At 75.2% G+C, this 22,139-nt stretch carries 22 protein-coding genes; 3 read left to right on the plus strand and 19 right to left on the minus strand.

Features of this window, described 5'->3' with window-relative positions:
* Positions 1-38 precede the first annotated feature (38 nt).
* Positions 39-1,661 (minus strand): chaperonin GroEL, encoded by a 1,623-nt coding sequence (groL, locus tag ACU436_RS10485; protein ID WP_459024007.1) that lies wholly within the window; start codon positions 1,659-1,661, stop codon positions 39-41.
* A 90-nt stretch (positions 1,662-1,751) separates the two neighbouring features.
* Positions 1,752-2,042, minus strand: coding sequence for a co-chaperone GroES (groES, locus tag ACU436_RS10490; RefSeq protein ID WP_142051053.1), 291 nt, complete (start codon positions 2,040-2,042; stop codon positions 1,752-1,754).
* Between the two features lie 197 nt (positions 2,043-2,239).
* Here groES and ACU436_RS10495 point away from each other — a divergent pair, with 197 nt between their 5' ends.
* A complete protein-coding gene (locus ACU436_RS10495; protein ID WP_459024009.1) occupies positions 2,240-3,172 on the plus strand; it encodes an aldo/keto reductase in 933 nt (310 codons plus the stop codon).
* 115 nt (positions 3,173-3,287) lie between these two features.
* On the opposite strand, the gene tsaD is transcribed toward ACU436_RS10495, so the two are convergent.
* The 8 genes from tsaD to ACU436_RS10535 form a co-directional block, all read right to left on the minus strand.
* On the minus strand, positions 3,288-4,328 hold the full coding sequence (tsaD, locus tag ACU436_RS10500) for a tRNA (adenosine(37)-N6)-threonylcarbamoyltransferase complex transferase subunit TsaD (protein ID WP_459024010.1): 1,041 nt from the start codon (positions 4,326-4,328) through the stop codon (positions 3,288-3,290).
* Positions 4,325-4,789, minus strand: coding sequence for a ribosomal protein S18-alanine N-acetyltransferase (rimI, locus tag ACU436_RS10505; protein WP_459024012.1), 465 nt, complete (start codon positions 4,787-4,789; stop codon positions 4,325-4,327). Before rimI ends, tsaD begins: the two co-directional genes overlap by 4 nt.
* Complete coding sequence (gene tsaB, locus ACU436_RS10510; RefSeq protein WP_459024014.1) at positions 4,789-5,451, minus strand: tRNA (adenosine(37)-N6)-threonylcarbamoyltransferase complex dimerization subunit type 1 TsaB; 663 nt, start codon at positions 5,449-5,451, stop codon at positions 4,789-4,791. The genes rimI and tsaB overlap by 1 nt, the downstream gene beginning before the upstream one ends.
* A 23-nt stretch (positions 5,452-5,474) precedes the next feature.
* Positions 5,475-6,203 carry an HAD family hydrolase gene (locus ACU436_RS10515; protein ID WP_459024016.1) on the minus strand — a complete coding sequence of 243 codons (729 nt, stop codon included), beginning with the start codon at positions 6,201-6,203 and terminating at the stop codon, positions 5,475-5,477.
* Positions 6,203-6,673 carry a tRNA (adenosine(37)-N6)-threonylcarbamoyltransferase complex ATPase subunit type 1 TsaE gene (tsaE, locus tag ACU436_RS10520; RefSeq protein ID WP_459024017.1) on the minus strand — a complete coding sequence of 157 codons (471 nt, stop codon included), beginning with the start codon at positions 6,671-6,673 and terminating at the stop codon, positions 6,203-6,205. The genes ACU436_RS10515 and tsaE overlap by 1 nt, the downstream gene beginning before the upstream one ends.
* Entirely contained in the window at positions 6,670-7,773 is a 1,104-nt protein-coding gene (locus tag ACU436_RS10525; protein WP_459024019.1) for an alpha/beta fold hydrolase, read from the minus strand. Before ACU436_RS10525 ends, tsaE begins: the two co-directional genes overlap by 4 nt.
* Positions 7,770-8,927 (minus strand): alanine racemase, encoded by a 1,158-nt coding sequence (gene alr / locus ACU436_RS10530; protein ID WP_459024020.1) that lies wholly within the window; start codon positions 8,925-8,927, stop codon positions 7,770-7,772. The genes ACU436_RS10525 and alr overlap by 4 nt, the downstream gene beginning before the upstream one ends.
* A 68-nt stretch (positions 8,928-8,995) precedes the next feature.
* A complete protein-coding gene (locus ACU436_RS10535) occupies positions 8,996-10,441 on the minus strand; it encodes an NAD(P)H-hydrate dehydratase (RefSeq protein ID WP_459024022.1) in 1,446 nt (481 codons plus the stop codon).
* A gap of 67 nt (positions 10,442-10,508) precedes the next feature.
* Here ACU436_RS10535 and ACU436_RS10540 point away from each other — a divergent pair, with 67 nt between their 5' ends.
* Positions 10,509-11,336, plus strand: coding sequence for a poly(ethylene terephthalate) hydrolase family protein (locus tag ACU436_RS10540; protein ID WP_459024024.1), 828 nt, complete (start codon positions 10,509-10,511; stop codon positions 11,334-11,336).
* 24 nt (positions 11,337-11,360) lie between these two features.
* On the opposite strand, the gene ACU436_RS10545 is transcribed toward ACU436_RS10540, so the two are convergent.
* On the minus strand, positions 11,361-11,687 hold the full coding sequence (locus ACU436_RS10545; protein ID WP_459024025.1) for a hypothetical protein: 327 nt from the start codon (positions 11,685-11,687) through the stop codon (positions 11,361-11,363).
* Complete coding sequence (locus tag ACU436_RS10550) at positions 11,684-11,950, minus strand: hypothetical protein (protein ID WP_459024026.1); 267 nt, start codon at positions 11,948-11,950, stop codon at positions 11,684-11,686. The genes ACU436_RS10545 and ACU436_RS10550 overlap by 4 nt, the downstream gene beginning before the upstream one ends.
* A gap of 67 nt (positions 11,951-12,017) precedes the next feature.
* Between ACU436_RS10550 and ACU436_RS10555 the strand changes: the two genes are divergently transcribed.
* A complete protein-coding gene (locus ACU436_RS10555) occupies positions 12,018-13,211 on the plus strand; it encodes an FAD-dependent monooxygenase (RefSeq protein ID WP_459024028.1) in 1,194 nt (397 codons plus the stop codon).
* A 115-nt stretch (positions 13,212-13,326) separates the two neighbouring features.
* Here the strand turns inward: ACU436_RS10555 and glmM are convergent, their stop codons facing one another.
* The 7 genes from glmM to eccCa form a co-directional block, all read right to left on the minus strand.
* Positions 13,327-14,670, minus strand: a complete 1,344-nt coding sequence (gene glmM, locus ACU436_RS10560) for a phosphoglucosamine mutase (RefSeq protein ID WP_459024030.1) — start codon at positions 14,668-14,670, stop codon at positions 13,327-13,329.
* Positions 14,671-14,674: 4 nt separating this feature from the next.
* A complete protein-coding gene (gene rpsI / locus ACU436_RS10565; RefSeq protein WP_459024032.1) occupies positions 14,675-15,304 on the minus strand; it encodes a 30S ribosomal protein S9 in 630 nt (209 codons plus the stop codon).
* Between the two features lie 38 nt (positions 15,305-15,342).
* Positions 15,343-15,786 carry a 50S ribosomal protein L13 gene (gene rplM, locus ACU436_RS10570; protein WP_459024034.1) on the minus strand — a complete coding sequence of 148 codons (444 nt, stop codon included), beginning with the start codon at positions 15,784-15,786 and terminating at the stop codon, positions 15,343-15,345.
* Positions 15,787-16,150: 364 nt separating this feature from the next.
* The gene (locus ACU436_RS10575) at positions 16,151-16,438 is read right to left on the minus strand and encodes a WXG100 family type VII secretion target (RefSeq protein ID WP_459024036.1); all 288 of its coding nucleotides are present in this window, start codon (positions 16,436-16,438) and stop codon (positions 16,151-16,153) included.
* Positions 16,439-16,449: 11 nt separating this feature from the next.
* Complete coding sequence (locus ACU436_RS10580; RefSeq protein WP_459024038.1) at positions 16,450-16,761, minus strand: WXG100 family type VII secretion target; 312 nt, start codon at positions 16,759-16,761, stop codon at positions 16,450-16,452.
* A 92-nt stretch (positions 16,762-16,853) separates the two neighbouring features.
* Positions 16,854-18,194 (minus strand): type VII secretion-associated protein, encoded by a 1,341-nt coding sequence (locus tag ACU436_RS10585; protein WP_459024039.1) that lies wholly within the window; start codon positions 18,192-18,194, stop codon positions 16,854-16,856.
* Positions 18,191-22,015, minus strand: coding sequence for a type VII secretion protein EccCa (gene eccCa / locus ACU436_RS10590; protein WP_459024041.1), 3,825 nt, complete (start codon positions 22,013-22,015; stop codon positions 18,191-18,193). Before eccCa ends, ACU436_RS10585 begins: the two co-directional genes overlap by 4 nt.
* Positions 22,016-22,139: the final 124 nt, after the last annotated feature.

The following is a 22,139-nucleotide window of genomic DNA, read 5'->3' on the forward strand; positions in this document are numbered from 1 at the left end:
GGTGCCGTTCGGCGGGTGAATCGCTCGGGCTTGTCCGATCAGTGACCGTGACCGTGCCCGTGGCCGTGGCCCCCTGCGGCGGGGGCCGGCGGCTCCGGCTTGTCGACGACCGAGCTCTCGGTGGTGAGCACCATCCGAGCGATCGACGCGGCGTTCACCACGGCGGACCGGGTGACCTTGACCGGGTCGATCACGCCGGCGGCGAGCAGGTCGCCGTAGGTGGCGCTGGCGGCGTTGAAGCCATGGCCCCACTCCTGGTCGGCGACGCGGCCGACGACGACCGCGCCCTCCAGACCGCCGTTGGCGGCGATCCAGTAGAGCGGTGCCGAGAGCGCCCGCTGCACGACGGCGACACCGGTGGCCTCGTCACCCTTGAGGCCGAGGGCGCCCTCGAGCGCCTTCGCGGCCTGCACCAGCGCCGAACCACCGCCGGGGACGATGCCCTCCTCGACCGCGGCACGCGTGGCCGAGACGGCGTCCTCGATGCGGTGCTTTCGCTCCTTGAGGGCGGTCTCGGTGGCGGCACCCGCCTTGATGACGGCGACACCACCCGAGAGCTTCGCGAGCCGCTCCTGCAGCTTCTCGCGGTCCCAGTCGGAGTCGGTCTCCTCGATCTCGCGCCGCAGCTGCGCGATGCGCCCGTCGATGGCCTCCTTGGACCCGGCACCCTCGACGAGGGTGGTGGTGTCCTTGGTGACCACGGCGCGCCGGACCCGGCCCAGCAGGTCCAGCCCGGCCTCGGACAGCTTCAGGCCGACCTCGGGCTTGATGACCGTGCCGCCGGTGGCGATCGCGAGGTCGTCCATGAACGCCTTGCGGCGGTCGCCGAAGAACGGCGACTTGACCGGGGCGACCTTCACGGTCTTGCGGATCGAGTTGACCACGAGGGTGGACAGCGCCTCGCCCTCGACGTCCTCGGCCACGATGAGGAGCGGCTTGCCCTCACCGAGCACCTTCTCCAGCAGCGGGAGCAGGTCGGCGATCGCGCCGATCTTCTCCTGGTGCAGGAGGACGTAGACGTCCTCGAGCACGGCCTCCATCGACTCGGCGTCGGTGACGAAGTACGGCGAGAGGTAGCCCTTGTCGAACTGCAGGCCCTCGGTGATCTCCAGCTCGGTGGCGAGCGTGGAGCCCTCCTCGACGGTGATGACGCCGTCGGTGCCGACCTTCTCCAGCGCCTCGCTGATCAGCGCGCCGATCTCCTCCTCGCGGGAGGCGATGGCTCCGACCTGCGCGATGGCCTTGCCCTCGACCGGGACGGCCTTCTCCTTGAGCACCTCGGCCACCTTCTCGGCGGCGAGCGCGATGCCCTTGCCGAGCGCGGTCGGGTTGGCGCCGGCCGCGACGTTGCGCAGGCCTGCGGCCACCATCGCCTGTGCGAGCACGGTGGCGGTGGTGGTGCCGTCGCCCGCCACGTCGTTGGTCTTGGTGGCGACGGTCTTCGCGAGCTGGGCGCCCAGGTTCTCGAACGGGTCTTCCAGGTCGATCTCACGTGCGATGGTGACGCCGTCGTTGGTGACGGTCGGCCCACCGAACTTCTTGTCCAGCACGACGTGGCGACCGCGCGGGCCGAGGGTGACCTTGACCGCGTCGGCCAGCTGGTTCACCCCGCGCTCCAGCGCGCGGCGCGCCGTCTCGTCGAAGCTGATCTGCTTCGGCATGCCTGCCTCTCTCTACTCAGCTGAACACGCCACCGCCCCGGCGGCCCGCTCGGTCGAGGGACCACCGGGGCGGCGGTGACACGGGGTGGGTCAGTTGACGACCGCGAGCACGTCGCGGGCGGAGAGGATGAGGTACTCCTCGCCGTTGTACTTGACCTCGGTGCCGCCGTACTTCGAGTAGATGACGACGTCGCCGACGCTCACGTCGAGCGGGACGCGGTTGCCGTTGTCGTCGATGCGACCGGGGCCGACCGCGAGGACCTTGCCCTCCTGCGGCTTCTCCTTGGCCGTGTCCGGGATGACGATGCCGGACGCGGTGGTGGTCTCGGCCTCGCTGGCCTGGACGACGATCTTGTCCTCGAGCGGCTTGATGTTCGCCACTTGATGACCTCCCCTTCCTGGGGTGCGTGCACTCGCTGAATGGGTTCTGGTGGACAGCGCGCGGGCGCCCCGTCGTCGCGGGTGCCGGAGCGTCCGGGCCGTACCGTTGGCACTCTACCCATGAGAGTGCCAGGCCTCAACGCCGACACCCCCGCCGCGTCTGCGCCCCTCCGCCGCTGCTCGTAGGCTTGTGAACCATGGTGAAGATCGGCTCGAGCGACCTCGACGTCACACGGCTCTGCCTCGGCGGCAACGTCTTCGGCTGGACGGCCGACCGCGATACGTCCTTCGCCGTGCTCGACGCGTACGTCGCCGCGGGCGGCAACTTCGTCGACACCGCCGATTCCTACTTCTGGCGTGCGCCGGGCAACTCGGGCGGCGAGTCGGAGGCGCTCATCGGGGAGTGGATCCAGGCGCGCGGCAACCGCGACGACGTCGTGATCGCCACGAAGGTGGGCTCCTGGCCGGAGCGCAAGGGGCTGTCCGCGAAGAACATCGCCGCGGCCGCGGACGACTCGCTGCGGCGGCTGCGCACCGACCACATCGACCTCTACTACGCCCACCGCGACGACGAGGACACGCCGCAGGAGGAGACCGCCGACGCGTTCGACGCGCTCGTCCGGGCCGGCAAGGTGCGCGCGCTCGGCGCCTCCAACTTCACCGCCGAGCGGCTGCGGTCGGCCCTGGAGGTCTCCGCCCGGGACGGCCTCGCCCCCTACGTGGCGCTGCAGCCGCACTACAACCTCATGGAGCGCGAGGACTACGAGAACGCGCTCGCCCCGCTCGTCGAGAGCGAGGGCCTCGCCTGCATGCCGTACTACGCGCTCGCGAAGGGCTTCCTCACCGGCAAGTACCGGCCCGACACGCGGGTCGAGAGCGAGCGCTCCGAGGGGGCGCTCGCCTACCTCGACGACCGCGGCCGCGCCGTCCTCGCGGTGCTGGACGAGATCGCCGCGGGCCACCGGGTCCCGGTGGCGGCCGTGGCGCTCGCGTGGCTCGCCGAGCAGCCGACCGTCACCGCGCCGATCGCGAGCGCCCGTAACCCCGAACAGCTGGCCGCCCTGCTGCCGATGCTGCGGCTGCAGCTGACCGACGACGAGCTGCGCCTGCTGTCCCACGCCTCGGCGTAGCGGCGGCCCGGGGGGCGGTGTGCGGCAGGATGAACCCCGGCTGACACACCAACTTGCGTCGTCGCACACCAACTGCAGTTGGTGTGTCAGCGCCGGAGTTCGTGTGTGAGCGCCCTCAGCCGACGAGTACCTCGGTGACCGGGAGGGCGGAGTCGGCCGGCAGGTCGGCCGGGCTGGGCTTCGCGCCAGCCGCGAAGAGGTGGGCGCCCAGCGCCGCCACCATCGCCCCGTTGTCCGTGCACAGGCCCGGCCGGGGCACCCGGAGCCGGATCCCGGCCGCGGCACATCGCTCCTCCGCCAGCACCCGCAGCCGCGAGTTGGCGGCCACACCGCCGCCGAGCAACAGGGTGTCCATCCCGCGCTCCCGGGCGGCGCGCACGGCCTTCGCCGTCAGCACGTCGACGACGGCCTCCTGGAAGCTCGCGGCCACGTCCGGCACCGGGACCGGGGTACCGGCCCGCTCGAGCGCCTCGACGTGGCGGGCGACGGCCGTCTTCAGGCCGGAGAAGGAGAAGTCGAAGGGTGCGTCGCGCGGCCCGGTGAGGCCGCGGGGGAACGCGACCGCGGCGGGGTCGCCATCGCGGGCGACGCGGTCGATGTGCGGCCCGCCGGGGAACGGGAGCCCGAGCAGCCGCGCCACCTTGTCGAACGCCTCCCCCGCCGCGTCGTCGATCGTGGCGCCGAGCGGGGTGACCGGGCCGGCCAGGTCGGGCACGTCCAGCAGGCTCGAATGCCCGCCGGAGACGAGCAGCGCGAGCGCGGGCGGCAGCGGGCCGTGCTGCAGCGTGTCGACGGCGACGTGGGCGGCGAGGTGGTTCACGCCGTACAGCGGCACGTCCCACGCGGCGGCGTACGCCTTCGCGGCGGCGACCCCGACGAGCAGGGCGCCGGTGAGCCCGGGGCCGGCGGTCACCGCGACCGCCGCCACGTCACGGCCGGTCACGCCCGCGGTGGCGAGCGCACGGTGCACGGCGGGCACCATCGCCTGCAGGTGCGCCCGCGACGCCACCTCCGGCACCACGCCGCCGAACCGCGCGTGCTCCTCCACAGAGGACGCCACCTCGTTGGCCAGCAACGTGACGCCGCCGTCGTGGGCGACGGCCACCACGCCCACGCCGGTCTCGTCGCAGGACGTCTCGATCCCCAGAACGATCATGAACTCGATCCCCGCCGCATCGTGTACGCATCCGCGCCGCTGGGCCGGTAGTAGCGCTTGCGCAGGCCCACGACGGCGAAGCCCTCCATCTCGTAGAGCGCCCGCGCGGCCTCGTTGTCCGTGCGGACCTCGAGGAACACGGTGGCGCCCAGCTCGTCGGCCACCGTGAGGAGCCCGCGCAACAACGCCCGGCCGATGCCGCGCCGCTGGTGGGCAGGGTCCACGCCGATCGTGTGGATCTCCGCCTCGACCTGCGGCGGCCCGGCGACGAACCCGAGCCCCGCGTACCCGACGAGCAGTTCGCCGTCCCGCGCCGCCAGGTACGGGTGACCGGCCCGCAACTCGTCGCGGAACGCGCGCTCGCTCCACGGGTCGTCGCCGGGGAACAGCAGCCGCTCCAGCTCCGCGCAGCGCGCGGCGTCCGACTCGCGCAGCGTGTCGATCTGGACGGTGGCGGGCATCAGGCGCCCACCCGCTTGCGGGCGCCGGGCTCCACGGCGTCGGGGCGACGGAGGTACAGCGGTTCGAGCGGGTCGGGTGCCGCGCCCGCGCGCAGGGCCGGCGCCGCGACCGCGACGAGCCCCGTGGGCGACGGCGACTCCGGCGGGCGCACCGCCGGCCCGACCAGCGCGGCCGACCCGCCGGCCGCCGCCACGGCACCCAGCTCGCGGGCCCGCTCGACCACCGCGGCCGGCGCCTGCACGTGCGGCCCGTCGACCCGGCCACCGGCGTCGTCGTACGCGGCCCAGTAGACCTCGCGGCGCCGGGCATCCGTGACGACGAGCAGCGGCCCCTCCCCGGCCGCGTCGACGGCGATCGCGTCGAGCGAGCACACGCCGTGCACCGGGACGTCGAGCGCGTCGCCCAGCGCGGCGGCGGTGACCATGCCGACCCGCAGCCCGGTGAACGGCCCCGGCCCCACACCCACGACGATCGCGGCGATCCCCCGCAACGACGTGTCGGCATCGGCGCACACCGCGTGCACGGCCGGGATCAACAGCTCGGCATGTTTGCGGGCGTCGTGCTCCACGCGCGCGGCCCGCAGCAGGACGGCGTCGGTGGTCAGCTCGACGACCCCCGCGGTGACGGCGGGCGTTGCGGTGTCGATGGCCAGGACCAGCACGACCCGAGCCTACGAGCGTGGGTTCACCAGTCCGCGATGAGGTCGGGTAGGTCCGTGAGCCGGTGCAGCACGGCGTCGGGATGCACGTCCACCGGCACCTGCTGCGCCACCGGGATCGTCGAGTGCGGCACGAACACGGCCCGCATGCCCACGGCCTTGGCGCCGCTGATGTCGTCGTAGGGGCGGTCGCCCACGTAGACGCACAGCGCGGGGTCGTCGACGCCCACGGCGTCCATCGCGGCCCGGAACGCCGTGGGGTGCGGCTTGGTCCACTCCAGGTCGCTCGACCACACGCACGCGTCGAACAGGTCCAGGACGCCGTCGGTGCGGAACCGGTCCTCGTGCCAGTCGCGCGGCCACGAGGTGGACGACAGCACCCCGAGCTTCAGCCCGCGCTCGCGCAAGGCGCGCAGCACCGGAGGAGCGGTGGGGTCGGTGGGGAGCTGGCCGAGCCAGAACTCGCGGTGGACGGCCAGCGCGGCATCGTGCACCGCCGCCGGCACGTCGGCCGGGTGGTGCGCGGCGGCATCGGCCAGCACCTGCGCGATCGTGAACGCCCGGTGCTCGTCGCGCACCGCCGCCCAGCGGGCGTCCTCCGCGACGAGCAGGGCGTCGGCGAGTACGGCGGCCCGTTCCGCGTCGCCCTCGTGCAGGACGTCGGCGAGCAGGCGCCATCCCGCGAGGTTGTCGACCGTCTTCCACGGGCTCAGGGTGCCGCCCCAGTCGAAGATCACGGCTTCGATCACCGGCACTACAGCTCCTCGATGCGGGACACGGTGGCGGTGCGCACGTCGTCCGGTTGCCGTTGCAGCCGCACGAGCAGGTGCCGCTCGGCCAGCCGCTCCGCGACGCCCTCGCCCCACTCGACGGCGACGACCGCTTCGGCGAGGTCGGTGTCGAGGTCGAGGTCGTCCAGCTCGGCGGCCCCGCCGAGGCGGTAGGCGTCGACGTGCACGAGCGGCACGCCGCGGCCGCCGGGGAGGGGCCGGTGCTCGCGGGCGATCACGAACGTCGGGGAGGTGACCGGTCCGGCCACCCCGAGCCCGCGGGCGATGCCCCGCACGAGCACGGTCTTGCCGGCGCCGAGCGGCCCGGACAGCACGACGAGGTCGCCCGGCCCCAGCTCGGCGGCGAGGCGCTCGCCGAGCGCCTCCGTGTCGGCGGGCTCGGGCAGTACCAGCTCTGTTTCCAACTCCAGTCCCGTCTCGGTGAACGTCGTCATGCGCGCCACCGGTATCGGCGCGGGCGGACGCGGTCGGCGCTGCGCCGGATGAGATCGATCAGGGCCTCGTCCATCGCGGCCGGCTGCTCCAGCATCGGCAGGTGCCCGACGCCCGGGAAGTGGATCAGCCGGGCGGCCGGTAACTCGGCCGCGATCACGTCGCTGTGCCTGACGGGGATGACGCGATCGGCGTCGCCCGCCGCCACGAGCACGTCGCAGCCCGCCAGCGCGGGCAGCGCGGCGACCCGGTTGTGGCTGTTGACGGTGTCCGTGAAGTCGATCAACGCGTCGACGGCGTTGGTGCTGATCATCGTGTCCACGAGGTCGACCAGCCAGGGCGCGACGTTGCGGTCGCCGTAGGCGAAGCTGCGGGTGAGGGACCAGAGGACCTCCCCCAGCGCCCGCCTCGCGGTCTCCACGAGGGTGGGCTGCAACCGCGCGACCAACCCGACGCCGCGGGTGAGCGGGTTGTGCCGGGAGAGCAGGGTGCCCGGCAGACCACCGCTCGCCACCTCGCCCGCCGACGTCGACACGAGCGCGACCCCGGCCACGCGCTCGGCGAACAACGCCGGGTTCTGCTCGGCGAGCGCCATGATCGTCATACCGCCCATCGAGTGGCCGGCGAGCACGAGCGGACCCTCGGGGGCCAGCGCCCTGATCACCGCGTCGAGGTCGTGGCCGAGCTGCTCGATCGTGCAGCTCTCCCGCGGGGCGCGCTCCGAACGGCCGTGGCTGCGCTGGTCGTAGAGCACCACCCGGATCGACGGGTCGGAGAGCGCGGGCAGCGACTGGCGCTGGAAGTGCCACGTGCGGCGGTCCAGCGCGAAGCCGTGCACCAGCACCACGGTGAGCGCCGGGTTGCCGTCGCGCGCCTCGATCTCCTCGCAGGACAGGCGCACCCCGTCGTCGGCGGTGACCGACGACGGCTCGCTCTCCGGCAGCCCGGCCAGCTGCGGCGGCTTCTCCGACAGCTGTGCCGCCAGCCGCCTGCGCTCCGCCGCGACCCGTGAATGCTTCCGCGCGGCCACGCCGACGGCGACACCGGTGACCGCCGCGCCGGTCGCTCCGGCGACGGCCCCCCAGATCTGTCCTCGTCTCACCCGGCGGCCCCGGTGTACGTACGGCTCACTCGCCTGCTGTGCACGCCCGTCACGATCTCGTAGTGGATGGTGCCGAGCTCGTCCGCCCAGTCCTGCGCGGTCGGCTCACCGTCGTCACCGGGCCCGAAGAACACCGCTGTGTCACCCTCCCGGACGTCCGCGTCGTCCCCGCAGTCCACCACGACCTGATCCATGCTCACGCGGCCGACGACCGGTCGCAGGCCGGCGGCGAGCCACACCCGCATCCGCCCGCCCAACCGGCGCGGCACGCCGTCGGCGTACCCGAGCGGCACGAGGGCCAGTGTGGTGGCGCACGGGGTGGTCCACTCGTGCCCGTACGACACGCCCTCGCCGGCCGGCACCCGCTTGACCAGCGCCACGCGGCCGCGCAGCGTCATCGCCGGCCGGAGGGAGGTCTCGGCGGGCGGGCGCCCCAGCGGGTCGAGCCCGTAGACCGCGATCCCCGGCCGGACCAGGTCGAAGTGCAGGTCGGGGCGGGTGAGCGTGGCCGCGGCGTTCGCGAGGTGCCGGATCGGCGCGAACCCGCGCTCGCGGGCCGCCTCCCACGCCGCGGTGAGCCGCGCGGCCTGCGCGTCGAGCGAGGGGTGGCCGGGGACGTCGGCGTTGGCCAGGTGGGACCAGACCGCCACGACCTCCACCCGCCCGTCGGCGGCCGCCTTCTCGACGTCGTCGAGCAGGCCGTGCCACTCCGCGGGCTGCGCGCCGCCCCGGGACAACCCCGTGTCGACCTTCAGGTGCACCCGCGCCGGACGGCCCGCGCGCCGGGCACCGGCGATGACGGCGGCGAGGTGCGACCTCGACGCGACCGAGAGGTCCACGTCGGCGCCGACGGCATCGGTGAAGTCGTCGTCCGGCAGGTGCAGCCACGACAGCAGCGGCGCCGTGATCCCGGCCCCACGCAGCTCGGCGGCCTCCTCGAGCGTGCACACACCCAGCCAGGACGCGCCCGCCGCCAGCGCCGCCTCCGCCACCGGCACCGCGCCGTGCCCGTACCCGTCGGCCTTGACCACCGCCATCAGCTCGGCTGTCGAGGCCGCCGCGCGAAGCACCTCCACGTTGTGGCGGACAGCGGCGAGATCGACGAGGGCTTCGGCCCGCGGCGCGCTCGACGGAGACTCCACGTAGTCAATCATCGCACTTGCCGGGGAGCACGCATCCCGGCTGGCCCGACCTCCGATCCACCCGCGAGCGGGCATCGGTGTCAGAGCGGAGCAGCCCGTACGGAGCGGATCGCCGCCGGCAGCGCGGCCTGCAACCGCGACGCCGGGGCCGGGGCGCCGCGCGCGGCCAGATCCGCCGCCAGGCCGTGGACGTACGCGGCGCAACCCGCGGCCCACCACGGCTCGAGGCCCGCGGCGAGCAGGGCACCGATCATGCCGGTGAGGACGTCGCCGGACCCTGCCGTGGCCGCCCACGAGGAGGTCGCCGGGTGCACGAGCACGCGCCCGTCCGGATCGGCGACGACGGTGGCGTTGCCCTTGAGCAGCACGGTGACGCCGAGGTCGGCCGCCACCCGGCGCGCCGCCCCGATCCGGTCGGCGCCCACCTCGTCCGCCACCCGGGCGAACTCCCGGCCGTGGGGGGTGATCACCACCGGCCGTCCCCGCAGCGCGTCCCTGAGGTCCTCGTGGGCGGCGAGCAGCGTGATGGCGTCGGCGTCCACGCACAGCCGCACCCCGGCGGCGATCGCTGCCGCCAGCACCGCGCGGCCGGCGTCGTCCGTGCCGATGCCCGGCCCCACCGACCAGGCCTGCACGCGCCCGGCCTCCTCGATCGACCCGGCGGCCACCACCTCCGGCCAGCGGTAGCGCACGCCGGGCGCCGCGCTGCCGGCGAACCGGACCATGCCACTGGTCGCGAGCGCGGCGGCGCCGGCCGCCAGCACCGCCGCCCCCGGGTACGTCGCCGATCCGGCCGCGATCCCCGTGACGCCCTGCGTGTACTTGTCGTCGCCCGGCCCGGGCACCGGCCAGCACCGGCCCACGTCGGGGGCGTCGAGGACGTGGGCGTGCGGCTCGGGCAGCAGCGGGGTGAGCCCGATGTCCACCAGGTGCACCGGTCCGCAACGACCCGCGGCGAGGACGTGCACCGGCTTGAGCGCACCGAACGTGACGGTCGCGGCGGCGGTGACGGCGGGACCGTCGACGGCGCCGGTGTCCGGGTCGACACCGCTGGGCAGATCCACGGCCAGCACCGGGACGCCGGCGTGCTCGACGGCCGTGACCAGCCGGGCGGCCGGCTCCCGCAACGCGCCCCGGCCGGAGATGCCGATGACGCCGTCGATCACGAGGTCGGCGCCGGCGACCGCGACGAGCCCGGCCTCGGCGTCCACCGTGCGCCCGCCGGCGCGCAGCAACGCCTCGAGTCCCGCGGCGTGCGCCCGGGCCGGTTCGAGCAGCACCGCGGTGACGCCCACCCCGCGCCTGCGCAGCTCCATGCCGGCCCACAGCGCGTCGCCGCCGTTGTTGCCCGCCCCGACGAGCAGCACGACCCGCCGCCCGGCCACCCGGCCGTCGGCGGCGAGCATCCGGCGCGCGTGCACCGCGAGCCCGAACGCGGCCCGCCGCATCAGCGCACCTTCCGGGGTGCGGGCCAGCAGCACGGCCTCGGCATCCCGCACCTGCTGCGCGGTCCACACACCCCTCATGCGGCGAGCCTAGAACGGCTGCGCGCGTCCCGTCGCCTCGTCACGCCGGGGCCGCTAACGTGCCCGTGTGACCCGCACCCGCTCCGCAGCCCGACCGCCCGAGGTGCGCGGCGCCAAGGACGCCGTCGAGCAGCTGTCGCGGCCCGGCCCGCACACCGTCCTGCGTGGCGACCTCGGCATGGTCGGCCTCCCCGGCGTGGTCTTCGCGCCCGAGGAAGGCCTCGGGCTGCCCGCCGTCGCGTTCGGGCACGACTGGCTGCAACCGCCCGAGCGCTACGCCGGCCTGTTGCGCCACCTGGCGTCCTGGGGCATGGTCGCCGCCGCCCCCGGCAGCCACCGCGGCCCGCTGCCCAGCCACGCCGGCTTCGCCGCCGACCTGCGCACCACCCTCGACGTGTGCGCCGGCGTGCGGCTCGGCGACGGGCGGATCAGCGTCGACGCCCGCCGCACCGCGTTCGCCGGCCACGGCATCGGGGGCGGGGCCGCGCTCGTGGCCGCCCACGGCCACTCGCGGGCCGCGGCCGTCGTCACGATCGCGGTGGCCCACACGCACGCATCCGTCATCGAGGCGGCGCAGGCGGTCACGGTGCCCGTGCTGCACCTCGCCGCTGGTCGCGACACCGTCTCGCCGGCCGCGGGCAACGCCGAGCCGGTGGCGGCGGCCGCCGGCGGACCCGTCTGGCTGCGCACCCTCACCAAGGCTTCCCACACCGGGTTCCTCGAGGGCGTGCACTGGAGCGACCTCGTGCTGTCCGGCAGCCCGGATGCCAAGACCCGCCGCCTCACCCGCGCCCTCGTCACGGCGTTCCTGCTCCACCACCTCCTGGGCGAGGACCGCGTCGACGTCCTCGTCGACGGCAAGGTGTCCGGCACCACCCTGACCGCCCGCCCCTGATCCGTACCGCTGGTCCGTCGTAGCTCAGCCACCCGGAGGAGGTGGATCGAGCCCGGCGATCCGCATGCCCCGCTCGTCGTCGACGCGCTGGGCGTCCGTGCCACCGAGCCGCATCCCGGTGCCCCGCCCGGCACGGGCGTACGACCCGCCGAGCTCGGCCGCGGCCGTCGCCTCCCGCTGGAGCAGGCCACCGAGCGACGACGTGCGTTCCGCCCACTCGCGGCCGTGGGCGTCCGGCCAGTCGCGGGCCACCAGCTGACCGAGCTCCACGGCCCGGCGGCCGACGTCACCGAGGACCTCGGCGAGCCGCGCGCACCACCGCGCCGCGTCGTGGAGCGCATCGTCGCTCACGGCTCGCCCAGGGCATCCCGGAGGCGGGTGAGCACGGCCGACATCTCCGCGTCCGCCGTGTCCCCGGCGACGGCGGCACCGTGGAGCGCGGCGGCGAGCTCCGCGAGCTCGGACACCGCCGCCCGGACCGCACCCCGGAGTCGCTCGGCCTCGAAGCCCGCGGGCGCGCCACGCAGTGCGGCATGCAGCTCGTCCGCCAGCCCGGACGCCGAACGGGCGTGCAGGCGCAGCCCGTCGGGTTGGAGGTGCAGATCGGGCGGCATGGGGCGATCGTGCCCCGAGCGACCGCCCACCGGGGCAGAATGCGGAAATCGGCGTGGGGGGGATGCCATGGGGGATGTGCTGCGGGATGTCGTTGTCGTAGGTGCCGGTCCCGCCGGCCTCGTGCTGGCGCGCCTGCTCCAGAGGGCCGGGATCGCGGTCGAGGTGGTCGAACGCCGGTCGCGGGCCGAGCTGACCGCCAAGCTCGGGGCCGGCCTGATCGAGTACCGCACCGTCGAGCTGCTGCGGACGGCCGGCATCGCCGGTGTGGATCTCGACTTCGGGCTCCGCAACGGCCGCATGGAGTTCCGGACGCCCGCCGCGTCGACGGTGTTCGACTACGGCCGGCTGACCGGCGACCGGCCGAACTTCATCTACCCCCAGCACGAGCTGGTCGGCGCCCTGAGCGACGCGGTGGTGGCCGACGGCGGCGACGTGCGGTTCGCCTGCACCGTCACCGGGGCACGCCAGGACGCCGACGGCGCCGTCGTCACGCTCGCCGACGGCGCCGAGGTCGGCGGCCGGGTCGTGGTCGGGTGCGAGGGCTCCCACAGCGTGGTCGCCGCGGCGATGACGGGCCTGCGCTCGAGCGAGGAGGACCTGCCCGCCCGCCTCGTCGCGGTGATCGCCGACGCCCCGCCGCTCGAGGAGCACCAGATCTACGGCCTGCACCCGCGCGGCTTCGCGGGGCAGATGCGCCGGGGCCCGCACCAGACCCGCTACTACCTGGAGGCGTCGGCCACGGACACCTCCGCGGACTGGCCCGAGGCCCGGATCCGCGCGGAGCTGGCACACCGGCTCGCCATCCACGGCAAGCTCGACGGCGTGCCGCTCGGCGAGCCGACCGTGGTCGACCTGCGGGTGCGGGTCCACGAGCCGATGCAGGACGGCCGGCTCTTCCTCGCGGGCGACTCCGCGCACCTCATCACGTCCGCGGCCGGCAAGGGCATGAACCTCGCGATCCAGGACGCGGTCGAGCTGGCCGCCGGGCTCGTCGACCGCTTCGGCGCGGCCCGGGACGGTCGCCGCCTCGCGGCGTACTCGAGCACCCGGCTGCCCGCGATCTGGCGCACCGAGGCGTTCACCATGTGGTACCTGCGGATGATCATGTCCGGCTTCCGCAACGGCGCCGAACCCCTCGGCGCGGCGCCGGGCGGGTTCGCGACCGGCCTGCGGGAGGGCTGGCTCTCGGCATTGCTCGGCGACCCGCTGCTGGCGAGCTGGTTCGCACACGCCTACGCCGGGGTCGACACCTCGCCGTAGGCCGAGCTCGATCTCCCCGCGGCGCCCGGCGTCGGTGGTACGGGCGGCGCGCTCGCTCGCGCCTGGCGTGCGAGGGTGCCGTTCGCCCCACCCGGGGCGGCTCGCGCGAGGCGTACTAGTGGACCGCGGCGACGACTTCGGCCAACCGGACAGCGGTGGCCTGTGCCTGCTCCGGCGTGGGTGCCTCGACCATGACCCGCACGAGCTGCTCGGTGCCGGACGGCCGCAGCAGGACGCGCCCGGAGCCCGCGAGCTCGATCTCGGCCTTCTCCACCGCCCGGCGGACGGCGGGGGACCCGGCCACCGCGGCCTTGTCGGCCACGCGCACGTTCTGCAGCACCTGGGGCAGCGGGGTGACGATCGCGGCGAGCTCGGCGAGCGACCGCCCGGTGGCCGCCATGCGCGCCATCAGCCGCAACGCGGTGAGCAGGCCGTCGCCGGTGGTGGAGTACCGCGGCATCACGACGTGCCCCGACTGCTCACCGCCGAGGCTGAACCCGCCCTGGCGCAGCTCCTCGAGCACGTACCGGTCGCCGACGGCCGTGGTGCGCACCGTGATGCCGGCCTCGCGCATCGCCAGGTGCAGCCCGAGGTTGCTCATGACGGTGGCGACGAGCGTGTCGGCGGCCAGCTCACCCGCATCGCGCAGGGCGAGGGCCAGCACGGCCATGATCTGGTCGCCGTCGACGTCCGCGCCGGTGGCGTCGACGGCCAGGCAGCGGTCGGCGTCGCCGTCGTGGGCGATGCCCAGCTCAGCACCGCTTGCCAGGACCGCCGCACGTAGCGCGCCGACGTCGGTGGAGCCGACGCCGTCGTTGATGTTGAGCCCGTCCGGCTCGGCGTGCAGCGCCACCACCTCGGCACCCGCGCGCCGGTACGTCTCCGGGGCAACCGTGGACGCGGCCCCGTGCGCGCAGTCGACCACCACGCGCAGCCCGGACAGCGGGGCGGGCGTGACGGTCAGCAGGTGGTCGCGGTAGCGGGCGGAGGCGTCGCCGAGATCGTGCACCCGGCCGATGGCCGGGCCGGTGGGCCGAGCCGCAGCGGCACCCAACCCGTCCTCGACGGCGCTCTCCACGGCGTCCGGGAGCTTGTGGCCGCCCGCGGCGAACAGCTTGATGCCGTTGTCCGGCATCGGGTTGTGCGACGCGGAGATCATCACGCCGAGGTCGGCCCCGAGGTCACCGACCAGGTACGCGACCGCGGGTGTGGGCAGGACCCCGACGCGCACCGCGTCGGCACCGGCGGACGTGAGCCCGGCGACGACCGCGGCCTCGAGCATCTCGCCGCTCGCGCGCGGGTCGCGTCCGACGACGGCGACCGGGCGCCGCGAGCGGTCGCGCTCCGCCAGCACCCGGGCAGCCGATGCGGAAAGCGCCACGGCGAGCTCCGGGGTGAGGAGCTCGCCGTTGGCCAGTCCGCGGACGCCGTCGGTGCCGAACAGGCGCCGTGCGCTCAATGCGTCAGCGCTTGCTGTACTGGGGCGCCTTGCGGGCCTTCTTGAGGCCGTACTTCTTGCGCTCGATGACCCGCGGGTCACGGGTGAGGAAGCCGGCCTTCTTCAGCGGCGGGCGGTCCTCGGAGTCGGCCTCGACCAGCGCGCGGGCGATGGCCAGCCGCAGTGCGCCTGCCTGGCCGGACGTGCCGCCACCCTTGAGGTTGGCGAAGATGTCGAAGCGCTCGGTCTTCTCGACGGTGACGAGCGGCTCCCGGATCAGCTGCTGGTGCAGCTTGTTGGGGAAGTACTCCTCGAGCGACTTGCCGTTGAGCCGGAAGGAACCGGACCCGGGCATGAGCCGCACCCGGACCACGGCCTCCTTGCGGCGGCCGACGGTCTGGATCGGGCGGTCGGAGAAGACGGCCGGGATCTCGGGCAGCGCGACGTCGGCGGCGATGTCGGTGTCGAACTCGTCAGCGGCGTCGGCGATCTCGGTGGCCTCGTCGGCGTCGGTGGCCTCGTCGGCGTCGGTGGCCTCGTCGGCGTCGGTGGCCTCGTCGGCCTCAGTGGCGTCGGTGGCCTCGGCGTCTTCGGTGGCCTCGGCGTCGACCGCGGCCTCCTCGACGGCCTCGACCTCGGACTCGGGGGTGGTCACGGGCTGTCCCTCTTCCGGTGTGGTCGCGTCTGGCGTGGTCACTGCGCGACCTGGGTGATCTCGAACGCGGCCGGCTTCTGCGCGGCGTGCGGGTGCTCGGGGCCGGCGTAGACCTTGAGCTTCTTGGCCATCGCCCGGCCCAGGCGGTTCTTCGGGAGCATGCCCTTGATCGCCTTCTCGACGAGCCGGTCCGGGTGCTTCTCGATCATCTCACCGACGGTGCGCTGCTTCAGGCCGCCGGGGTAGCCGCTGTGGCGGTAGACGAACTTGTCGTCCCGCTTGGTGCCCGAGACGGCGATCTTCTCGGCGTTGACGATGATGACGAAGTCGCCCGTGTCCATGTGCGGGGCGTAGGTGGGCTTGTGCTTCCCGCGCAGGAGGGTGGCGGCGTGCGTGGCGAGGCGGCCGAGCACCACGTCGGTGGCGTCGATCACGTGCCAGGCGTGAGTGATCTCGCCGGGCTTGGGGCTGTACGTGGGCACGGACCTACCTCGTCGCTGTCGTCTGCTCGTGGGAGCTGCCTCTGGTGCGCGAGTGCGGCATGCTGGGGCGCCGGGCCCGTGGGCCGGGCCGTGCGGGCCGTGCTGGCACGGCCGCGGGTGTCCACCCGCCGCACATCGAATATCGAGGGTACCCGCCGCGTCCGAGGGGGGTCAAAACGCCCCCTGGTGTCCCCCGCTGGGGGTCCGGTGCGTGTATCGGCGGACCCAGGTTTCCGCTGGGTGTGCCGGCGAGCCGCCGCGCGTATCGGCATACTCGGGCGGTTCGCCGGTGCGCCCAGCGGGGACCTGGGCCGTCGAGACATGTGTTGGACTCCCGGCGGGGGGCACCTCACGCGGCGGAACGTCATCGCCAGCGCGCGGCGTTGGCCTGTTCGACCCGACGGTAGCTCTCGTTCGCCGACGCGAGCGCAACGCCGATCTGGCCGAGCACGGTGGCGAGGTTGGCGGCCGCGGTGTCCCACCGGCGCTGTTCGACCTGGTAGTCGGTGGCTGCCTGCCCCACCCAGGTGGCGACCAGCGGCGTGAGGAACCGCTTGAGGTCCTCCAGTTCGCCGGCCATGCGGGTCGCGACGCCGGTGACGTCGGACTGCGCGGCCTCGAGCGCCGCGAACGTGACCCTGATCTCGGTCATCCCGGTCTCCCTCAGCCCAGCGCCGCGCGGATCGCGGACAGGTCACCGGTGTGCTGGTCCTCCTGCGCCTGGTAGCTCACACCGCTTCCCCGTATCGACTCGCCGATGCCCCGCAGGGCGTCGCTCAGCGCCTTCGCGTCGGTGTCCCAGCGCAGCATGAGCTTCGCGAACTCCGCCGCCGCGGCGCCCTGCCACGCCCCGGCGAGCGGGGCGAGCCGGGCCCGCAACGTGGCCAGGTCGGTCTGCACCGTGTCGTTGACGGCGAGCACGTGCTTCGCGGCGGTCTGCATCTCCTCGACGCTGGCGCCGAACCCCTGGGTCATGCCGGTCCCCTTTCCGTGCGGATGCCGTCACGCTCGCACCGGGGCCCGCCCCGGCGGGCCGGAACGCGGCAGATCGTTCGCAGGTGTGAACGTCACGCACGGCGGACCGACGCGACGACCACGGCGCAGGCCGCCCGCACCGCCTCCGCGCCCGCAGGCGTGTGGCGACAGCCGACGCTGAGCTGCGCGTCGCGGTCGAGGACGACGAACCAGTCGACGGCGGTGCCGCCGGGCTCCTCCTGCCGGTAGGCGGTGACCGGGCGTCCGGCGAAGCGGCTGGCCGGGTCGTAGCCGGAGAACGCGGAGCCGGCGGTCACGGCGGCGTCGAACGCGGCGCGCAGCTCGGCCCGCGCCCGCTGCGGCTCGGCGGCCGTGTCGTAGCCGAGCGGCGAACGCTCGACCGCGATCAGGTCGCTGGCCTCCGGCGCGGCCAGCGGGGTGAGCAGCACCCTGCGCCGCTCGGGCAGCCCGCCCGTGTGCTCCCAGCCCGCGGGCACGTCCAGCCGGTAGCCGTACTGCACCAGGACACCCGCCGGCAGGGCGTCGGCGGCCGGCGGAGCCAGGAGCCGCCCGAGCAGGAGCAGCCCGACGCAGACGACTGCGCCAACGCAACCCACCAACGCCACCCGCAAGGGCCGCCGCCGACGGGAGGGCAGCTCGGGCAGATGGACAGCAGTATGGAGCCGTACTGCTGTCGAGGGGCCCTCAGAACAGCAGTACGGATCCACAACGCTGTCCAATGCACCCAGCACTGCGGCAGCCTCCGGACGATGGGCAACCTCCACCTGCGTGATGCCTGCCTCATCGACCGCACGAGCTAGCGCGGGGGTGCGGGCCAGCCCGCCGATGAGCAGGACCCGCGGGGCGTCCGCCAGCACCTCGCGCAACACCTCCACCGCGGCCCCGAGCGGCACTGCGAGCAGCGTCCGAACGTCCGCGGCTCCGACCCCGTCCACGACCGGGAGCAGCGACAACGCCTCCCGCACCGCCCGTGCCGCCGCCGGGTCACGGCCCGTGCGAGCGGCCACCTTCTCGTCCAGGAGCCGCCCGCCGACCTCCGCCGCGGCCACGGCCCGCACGTGACCGGCTGGGTCCAGCAGGGCGGCCTCCGCCACCGTCTCGCCGACGTCGAGCACGGCGACCTCGCCCGGGCCGGCGGCCGCGAGCGGCGCGGGCACGGTGCGGACCCGGCCGGCCAGCCCGGCGCACTCCCGGACCCATCGCTGCGCGCACGCGGGCGACCACCGCGCGGGATGGACGAGCACCAGCTCCTGCGGCGGCGGCCCGACGAGCTCGGCGAGGAGCACGGCGACCCCGGGCCCCGGTGCCGGCAGCTCGGCGATCAGCCACGGCGGGCCGTCCGCGGCCGCACCCGCGACCCGGACGAAGCCCGCGCCCTCCTGGACCGCGACGCGAACCGGGACGCCGGTCACGACCCGTCGTCCTGCGGTGGCAGCCAGGCGAGCTGGACGCGGCGCGCGTTCCGCCGCCGGTCGACCAGCATCCCGCGCCCCGGCGGCTCGGAGGACGGCTTGACGGCGCCGATCAGGGCGCCCTCGTCGGGGCTGCCGTTCATGACGAGGCCGGGGGTGGCGAGCTCGCGGAGCCGCCCGAGCACGGGGTCGTACAGGGCCCGCGCGGCGCCACCGCACCGCCGGGCGACGACCAGGTGCAGCCCGACGTCCTTGGCCTGCGCGAGGAACTCCACGAGTGGGAGCAGCGGGTTCGCCGTGCCGCCGCCCGGGGCGACGAGGTCGTAGTCGTCGACGAGCACGTACACGTCGGGCCCGCTCCACCAGCTGCGTCCCCGCAGCTCCCGGGGCGTGACGCCCGGGCCGGGCAGCCGCGCGCGCAGCGAGTCCGCCACCTCGCGGGCGGCCACCGCGGTGGCATCGGGGGTGCTCGTGTAGCCGATCAGGTGGGTGCCGGGCACCACGCCCAGGAGGGTGCGCCGGTGGTCGACCACCACGATGCGCGCCTCTTCGGGCGCGAGTGCCGTGACGACGCCGTGCGCGACCAGCCGCAGCAGCGCGGTCTTGCCGCTCTCCGCGTCGGCGAAGCACAGCAGGTGCGGGTCGGCGGCGGGGTCGAGCGCCACGCGTGCGAGCCGCTCCTCGTCCACCCCGAGCGGAACGCCCGTGGCGCCGGGCGGCAGCCGGCCGAGGTCGATGCGATCGGGCAGCAGCCGCACCCCGGCGAACCCGGGGCCGCGCCGGTCGCGGGCGATCCCGGCCACGAGCGCCGGGAGGTCCGCTGTGGAGAGCCGGGGGGCGGCGACCACGGCGGGCGCGCCGTCGGCCGCGAGCCCGTGCCCCGGGCGGGCGGGCACGGCGGCGGCCCGGCGCCGGTCGACCTCGGACTCGGCGGCCTCGCCCAGCCGCAGCTCGATACGGCCGACGACCAGGTCCTTCAGCGCCGGGCGCAGCTCGCTCCAGCGGGTGGCCGACAGCGCGAGGTGCAGCCCGTAGGACAGGCCCTGCGCGGCCAGCGGCAGCAGCCGCGCCTCCAGCTCGTCGAACTCGCCCCGCAGGACGAGGTACCCGTCGACGACGAGCAGGACGTCGGTGGCCGGTTCGTCCGGGAACGCACCCGTGGCCCGGCCGGCCCGGAACGCCTCCACCGAAGCGATGCCGTGTTCCCGGAAGAGCTGCTCGCGCCGCGCGAGCACGGCCGCGAACTCGGCGACGACCCGGCGCACGAGGTCCGGCTGCTGCCGGTCGGCGACCGTGCCGACGTGCGGGAGCCCGGCCAGCGCGGACAGCGCGCCGCCGCCGAAGTCGAGCACGTGCACGCCGAGCTCGTCGGGGGTGCTGGAGAGAGCCAACCCCAGCACGGTGGTGGCCAGCGCGGAGGACTTCCCGGTGCGGGGCGCACCGACGACGGCGAGGTGCCCGCCGGCCAGGTCGACGACGAGCGCGTCACGGCGCTGCTGGTAGGGCCGGTCGACGAGCCCGACGGCCACCTCCAGCGGGGCGCCGGCGGGTCCGCGCACCTCGTCCAGCGGCGGCGGGTCGTCCAGCGGCGGGAGCCAGACCCGGTGGGCGGGCGGACCGGACCCGGCCATCGCCGCGATGACGGAGTCGAGGACGCTCGGCCCGTCCGCGGTGTCCCCGTCCGGCAGTGGCGGTGCGTGGGGCGCCCGCACGGGCGCGACGCGGAACGGGTGGGCCCGCGGGCGCCGCGGCGCCGGGGCGGGTGCGCTCGCCATCGTGTCCGGCCCCGACACGTACGCGGACCGGAACCGGACGAGCTCGCCGGTGCCGGTGGCGAGGAACGCCGAACCGGGCGTGGACGGCAGCCGGTGTGCGTCCGGCACGCCGAGGACGGCCCGGGACTCCGCGACGGAGAAGGTGCGCAGCGCGATCCGGTAGGACAGGTGCGACTCGAGCCCGCGCAGCCGGCCCTCGTCGAGGCGCTGCGAGGCCAGCAGCAGGTGCAGCCCGAGCGAGCGCCCGAGCCTGCCGATCGTGACGAGCAGGTCGATCAGCTCCGGCCGCTGGGCGAGCAGCTCGGAGAACTCGTCGACCACGACGAACAGGGCGGGCAGCGGCGGCAGGCCGGAGCCCGCGCGCCGGGCCGCGGCGTACTCGGTGACCCCGACGAGGTTGCCCGCCGCCCGCAGCAGCTCCTGCCGGCGGGTGATCTCACCGGCGAGCGCGTCGGCCATCCGGTCGACGAGGCCGAGCTCGTCGGCGAGGTTCGTGATCACCGCGGAGACGTGCGGCAGGCCGGCGAGCCCGAGGAACGTGGCACCGCCCTTGAAGTCGACGAGGACGAGGTTGAGCTCCTCCGACGAATGGGTGGCGGCCAGGCCGAGCACGAGCGTGCGCAGCAGCTCGCTCTTGCCCGAACCCGTGGCGCCGACGCACAGCCCGTGCGGGCCGCTGCCGCCCAGCGCCGACTCCTTGAGATCGAGGGTGACGGGGCCGCCGCTCTCGTCGACGCCGATCGGCACGCGCAGCCGGTCGCCGTCCGAGCGCGCCCAGCGGGCCCGCAGCGCGGCGATCCCGGCCGGGCCGGGCCCGAGGCCGAGCAGCGTGGGCAGGCCTGCCGGCGCCCCGGAGCCCGCGGCGCCCACGGCCGTGACGTCGGCCGCACGGTGGCGCGCCAGCCGGCGGGCGAACGCCGTGGCCTCCGCGGCGGTGAGCTCGTCGGGGCACCCGATCACGACGGGCTGCTCGTCGCCACCGCCACGCAGCAGGAGCTCCGGCGCCACCGACAGCCGCACCACCGAGGGTGCCGGACGCCTGCCCGGTGGCGCCCCGACCCGCAGGACGGTGACACCCGCGACGCCGGCCCAGGCCCCCGGTCCCTCGGCCACGCCGTCGACCAGGACGAGCAGGTGTGGCTCGCCGCTGCCCGGGCCGCTCGCGCGGCCGGTGAGCTCGGCGAGCCACCAGTGCCGCACGTCGTCGGCGTCGGCCGTGACCATCCGCAGCGGCCCGACCACGTCCTGGCGGCGCGGGTGCCCGGCGTGCGGCAGCCACTTCACCCACTCCCACTCGTGGGCGAGCGACGGTGGCGCCACCACGGCGAGCAGCGCGTCGGCGGGCGCGTGCCAGAGCGCGTACTGGACGACGGCGGCGCGGGCGAGCGCGCGCACTCGATCCATCCCCGCGCCACCCGCCGGTTCGAGCCAGACCATGCCGCTCGCCCGCAGTGACAGCGCCACCGGCAGGTCCGGCACGACGGCGTGGCCCAGCAGGAAACGGCGCAGCGCCAGCGCGGTGACGGGCTCGAGGCCGTCGACCGGCCCGGTCTGCGGCGGCACGAGGCGGGTGGCGATGCGCTGGGCGCCGCGTCCGACGCGGACGTGGGCGAAGTCGGGGTCGCCCGGCCTGCGTTCCCACATCCGGCCCGCCCGCAGCACCGCCGGCCATGCGGACGGCTCCGGGTGCGACCACTCGAGCGCCGCTCGCTGTGCGTCCGCGATGCCCCGTACCCGTCCGCGGAGCAGGGACAGGTACCGCAGGTAGTCGCGGCGGTCCTCGTCGATGTCGGCCGCGCGGCCACCGCCGGCCCGACCGCTGCCGGTGAGCAGCATCCCGAGCGAGGAGATCGCGAACATCCCTCCGAACAGCCACGAGGTCGGCTGGTCCACCCCGGCCACGGCGACGAAGCCCACCGAGCCGATCAGCATGACCAGCGGCAGCATCCGCTGCAGCACGCCCGCCGGGACGACCCGTTCCGGCTCCGGCGGCGGTTCGAGCGTGAGCTCGCCGCCCGGCATCGGGGGCGGTGCGGGTCGCGGCATCTTCGGCCCCCACGAGTTCGCTCGAAACGGCCCCGCGGGGCCATGGGCGCTGCGATGCTAGGCAGCCGACGGGTGGCGCCGGGGCCGTTTCGCAGAACTCGCGCACCGGCGACGCGGAGGGGAC

This window comes from Pseudonocardia wallangbongensis, from assembly GCF_054486945.1.

Excerpts from the sequence above, each read along its gene's own strand:
- groL (WP_459024007.1), bottom strand. The coding sequence starts at position 1,661 with ATGCCGAAGCAGATCAGCTTCGACGAGACGGCGCGCCGCGCGCTGGAG.
- ACU436_RS10495 (WP_459024009.1), top strand. The coding sequence starts at position 2,240 with ATGGTGAAGATCGGCTCGAGCGACCTCGACGTCACACGGCTCTGCCTC.
- tsaD (WP_459024010.1), bottom strand. The coding sequence starts at position 4,328 with ATGATCGTTCTGGGGATCGAGACGTCCTGCGACGAGACCGGCGTGGGC.
- rimI (WP_459024012.1), bottom strand. The coding sequence starts at position 4,789 with ATGCCCGCCACCGTCCAGATCGACACGCTGCGCGAGTCGGACGCCGCG.
- tsaE (WP_459024017.1), bottom strand. The coding sequence starts at position 6,673 with ATGACGACGTTCACCGAGACGGGACTGGAGTTGGAAACAGAGCTGGTA.
- alr (WP_459024020.1), bottom strand. The coding sequence starts at position 8,927 with ATGATTGACTACGTGGAGTCTCCGTCGAGCGCGCCGCGGGCCGAAGCC.
- ACU436_RS10535 (WP_459024022.1), bottom strand. The coding sequence starts at position 10,441 with ATGAGGGGTGTGTGGACCGCGCAGCAGGTGCGGGATGCCGAGGCCGTG.
- ACU436_RS10550 (WP_459024026.1), bottom strand. The coding sequence starts at position 11,950 with ATGCCGCCCGATCTGCACCTCCAACCCGACGGGCTGCGCCTGCACGCC.
- ACU436_RS10555 (WP_459024028.1), top strand. The coding sequence starts at position 12,018 with ATGGGGGATGTGCTGCGGGATGTCGTTGTCGTAGGTGCCGGTCCCGCC.
- ACU436_RS10575 (WP_459024036.1), bottom strand. The coding sequence starts at position 16,438 with ATGACCGAGATCAGGGTCACGTTCGCGGCGCTCGAGGCCGCGCAGTCC.
- ACU436_RS10580 (WP_459024038.1), bottom strand. The coding sequence starts at position 16,761 with ATGACCCAGGGGTTCGGCGCCAGCGTCGAGGAGATGCAGACCGCCGCG.
- eccCa (WP_459024041.1), bottom strand. The coding sequence starts at position 22,015 with ATGCCGCGACCCGCACCGCCCCCGATGCCGGGCGGCGAGCTCACGCTC.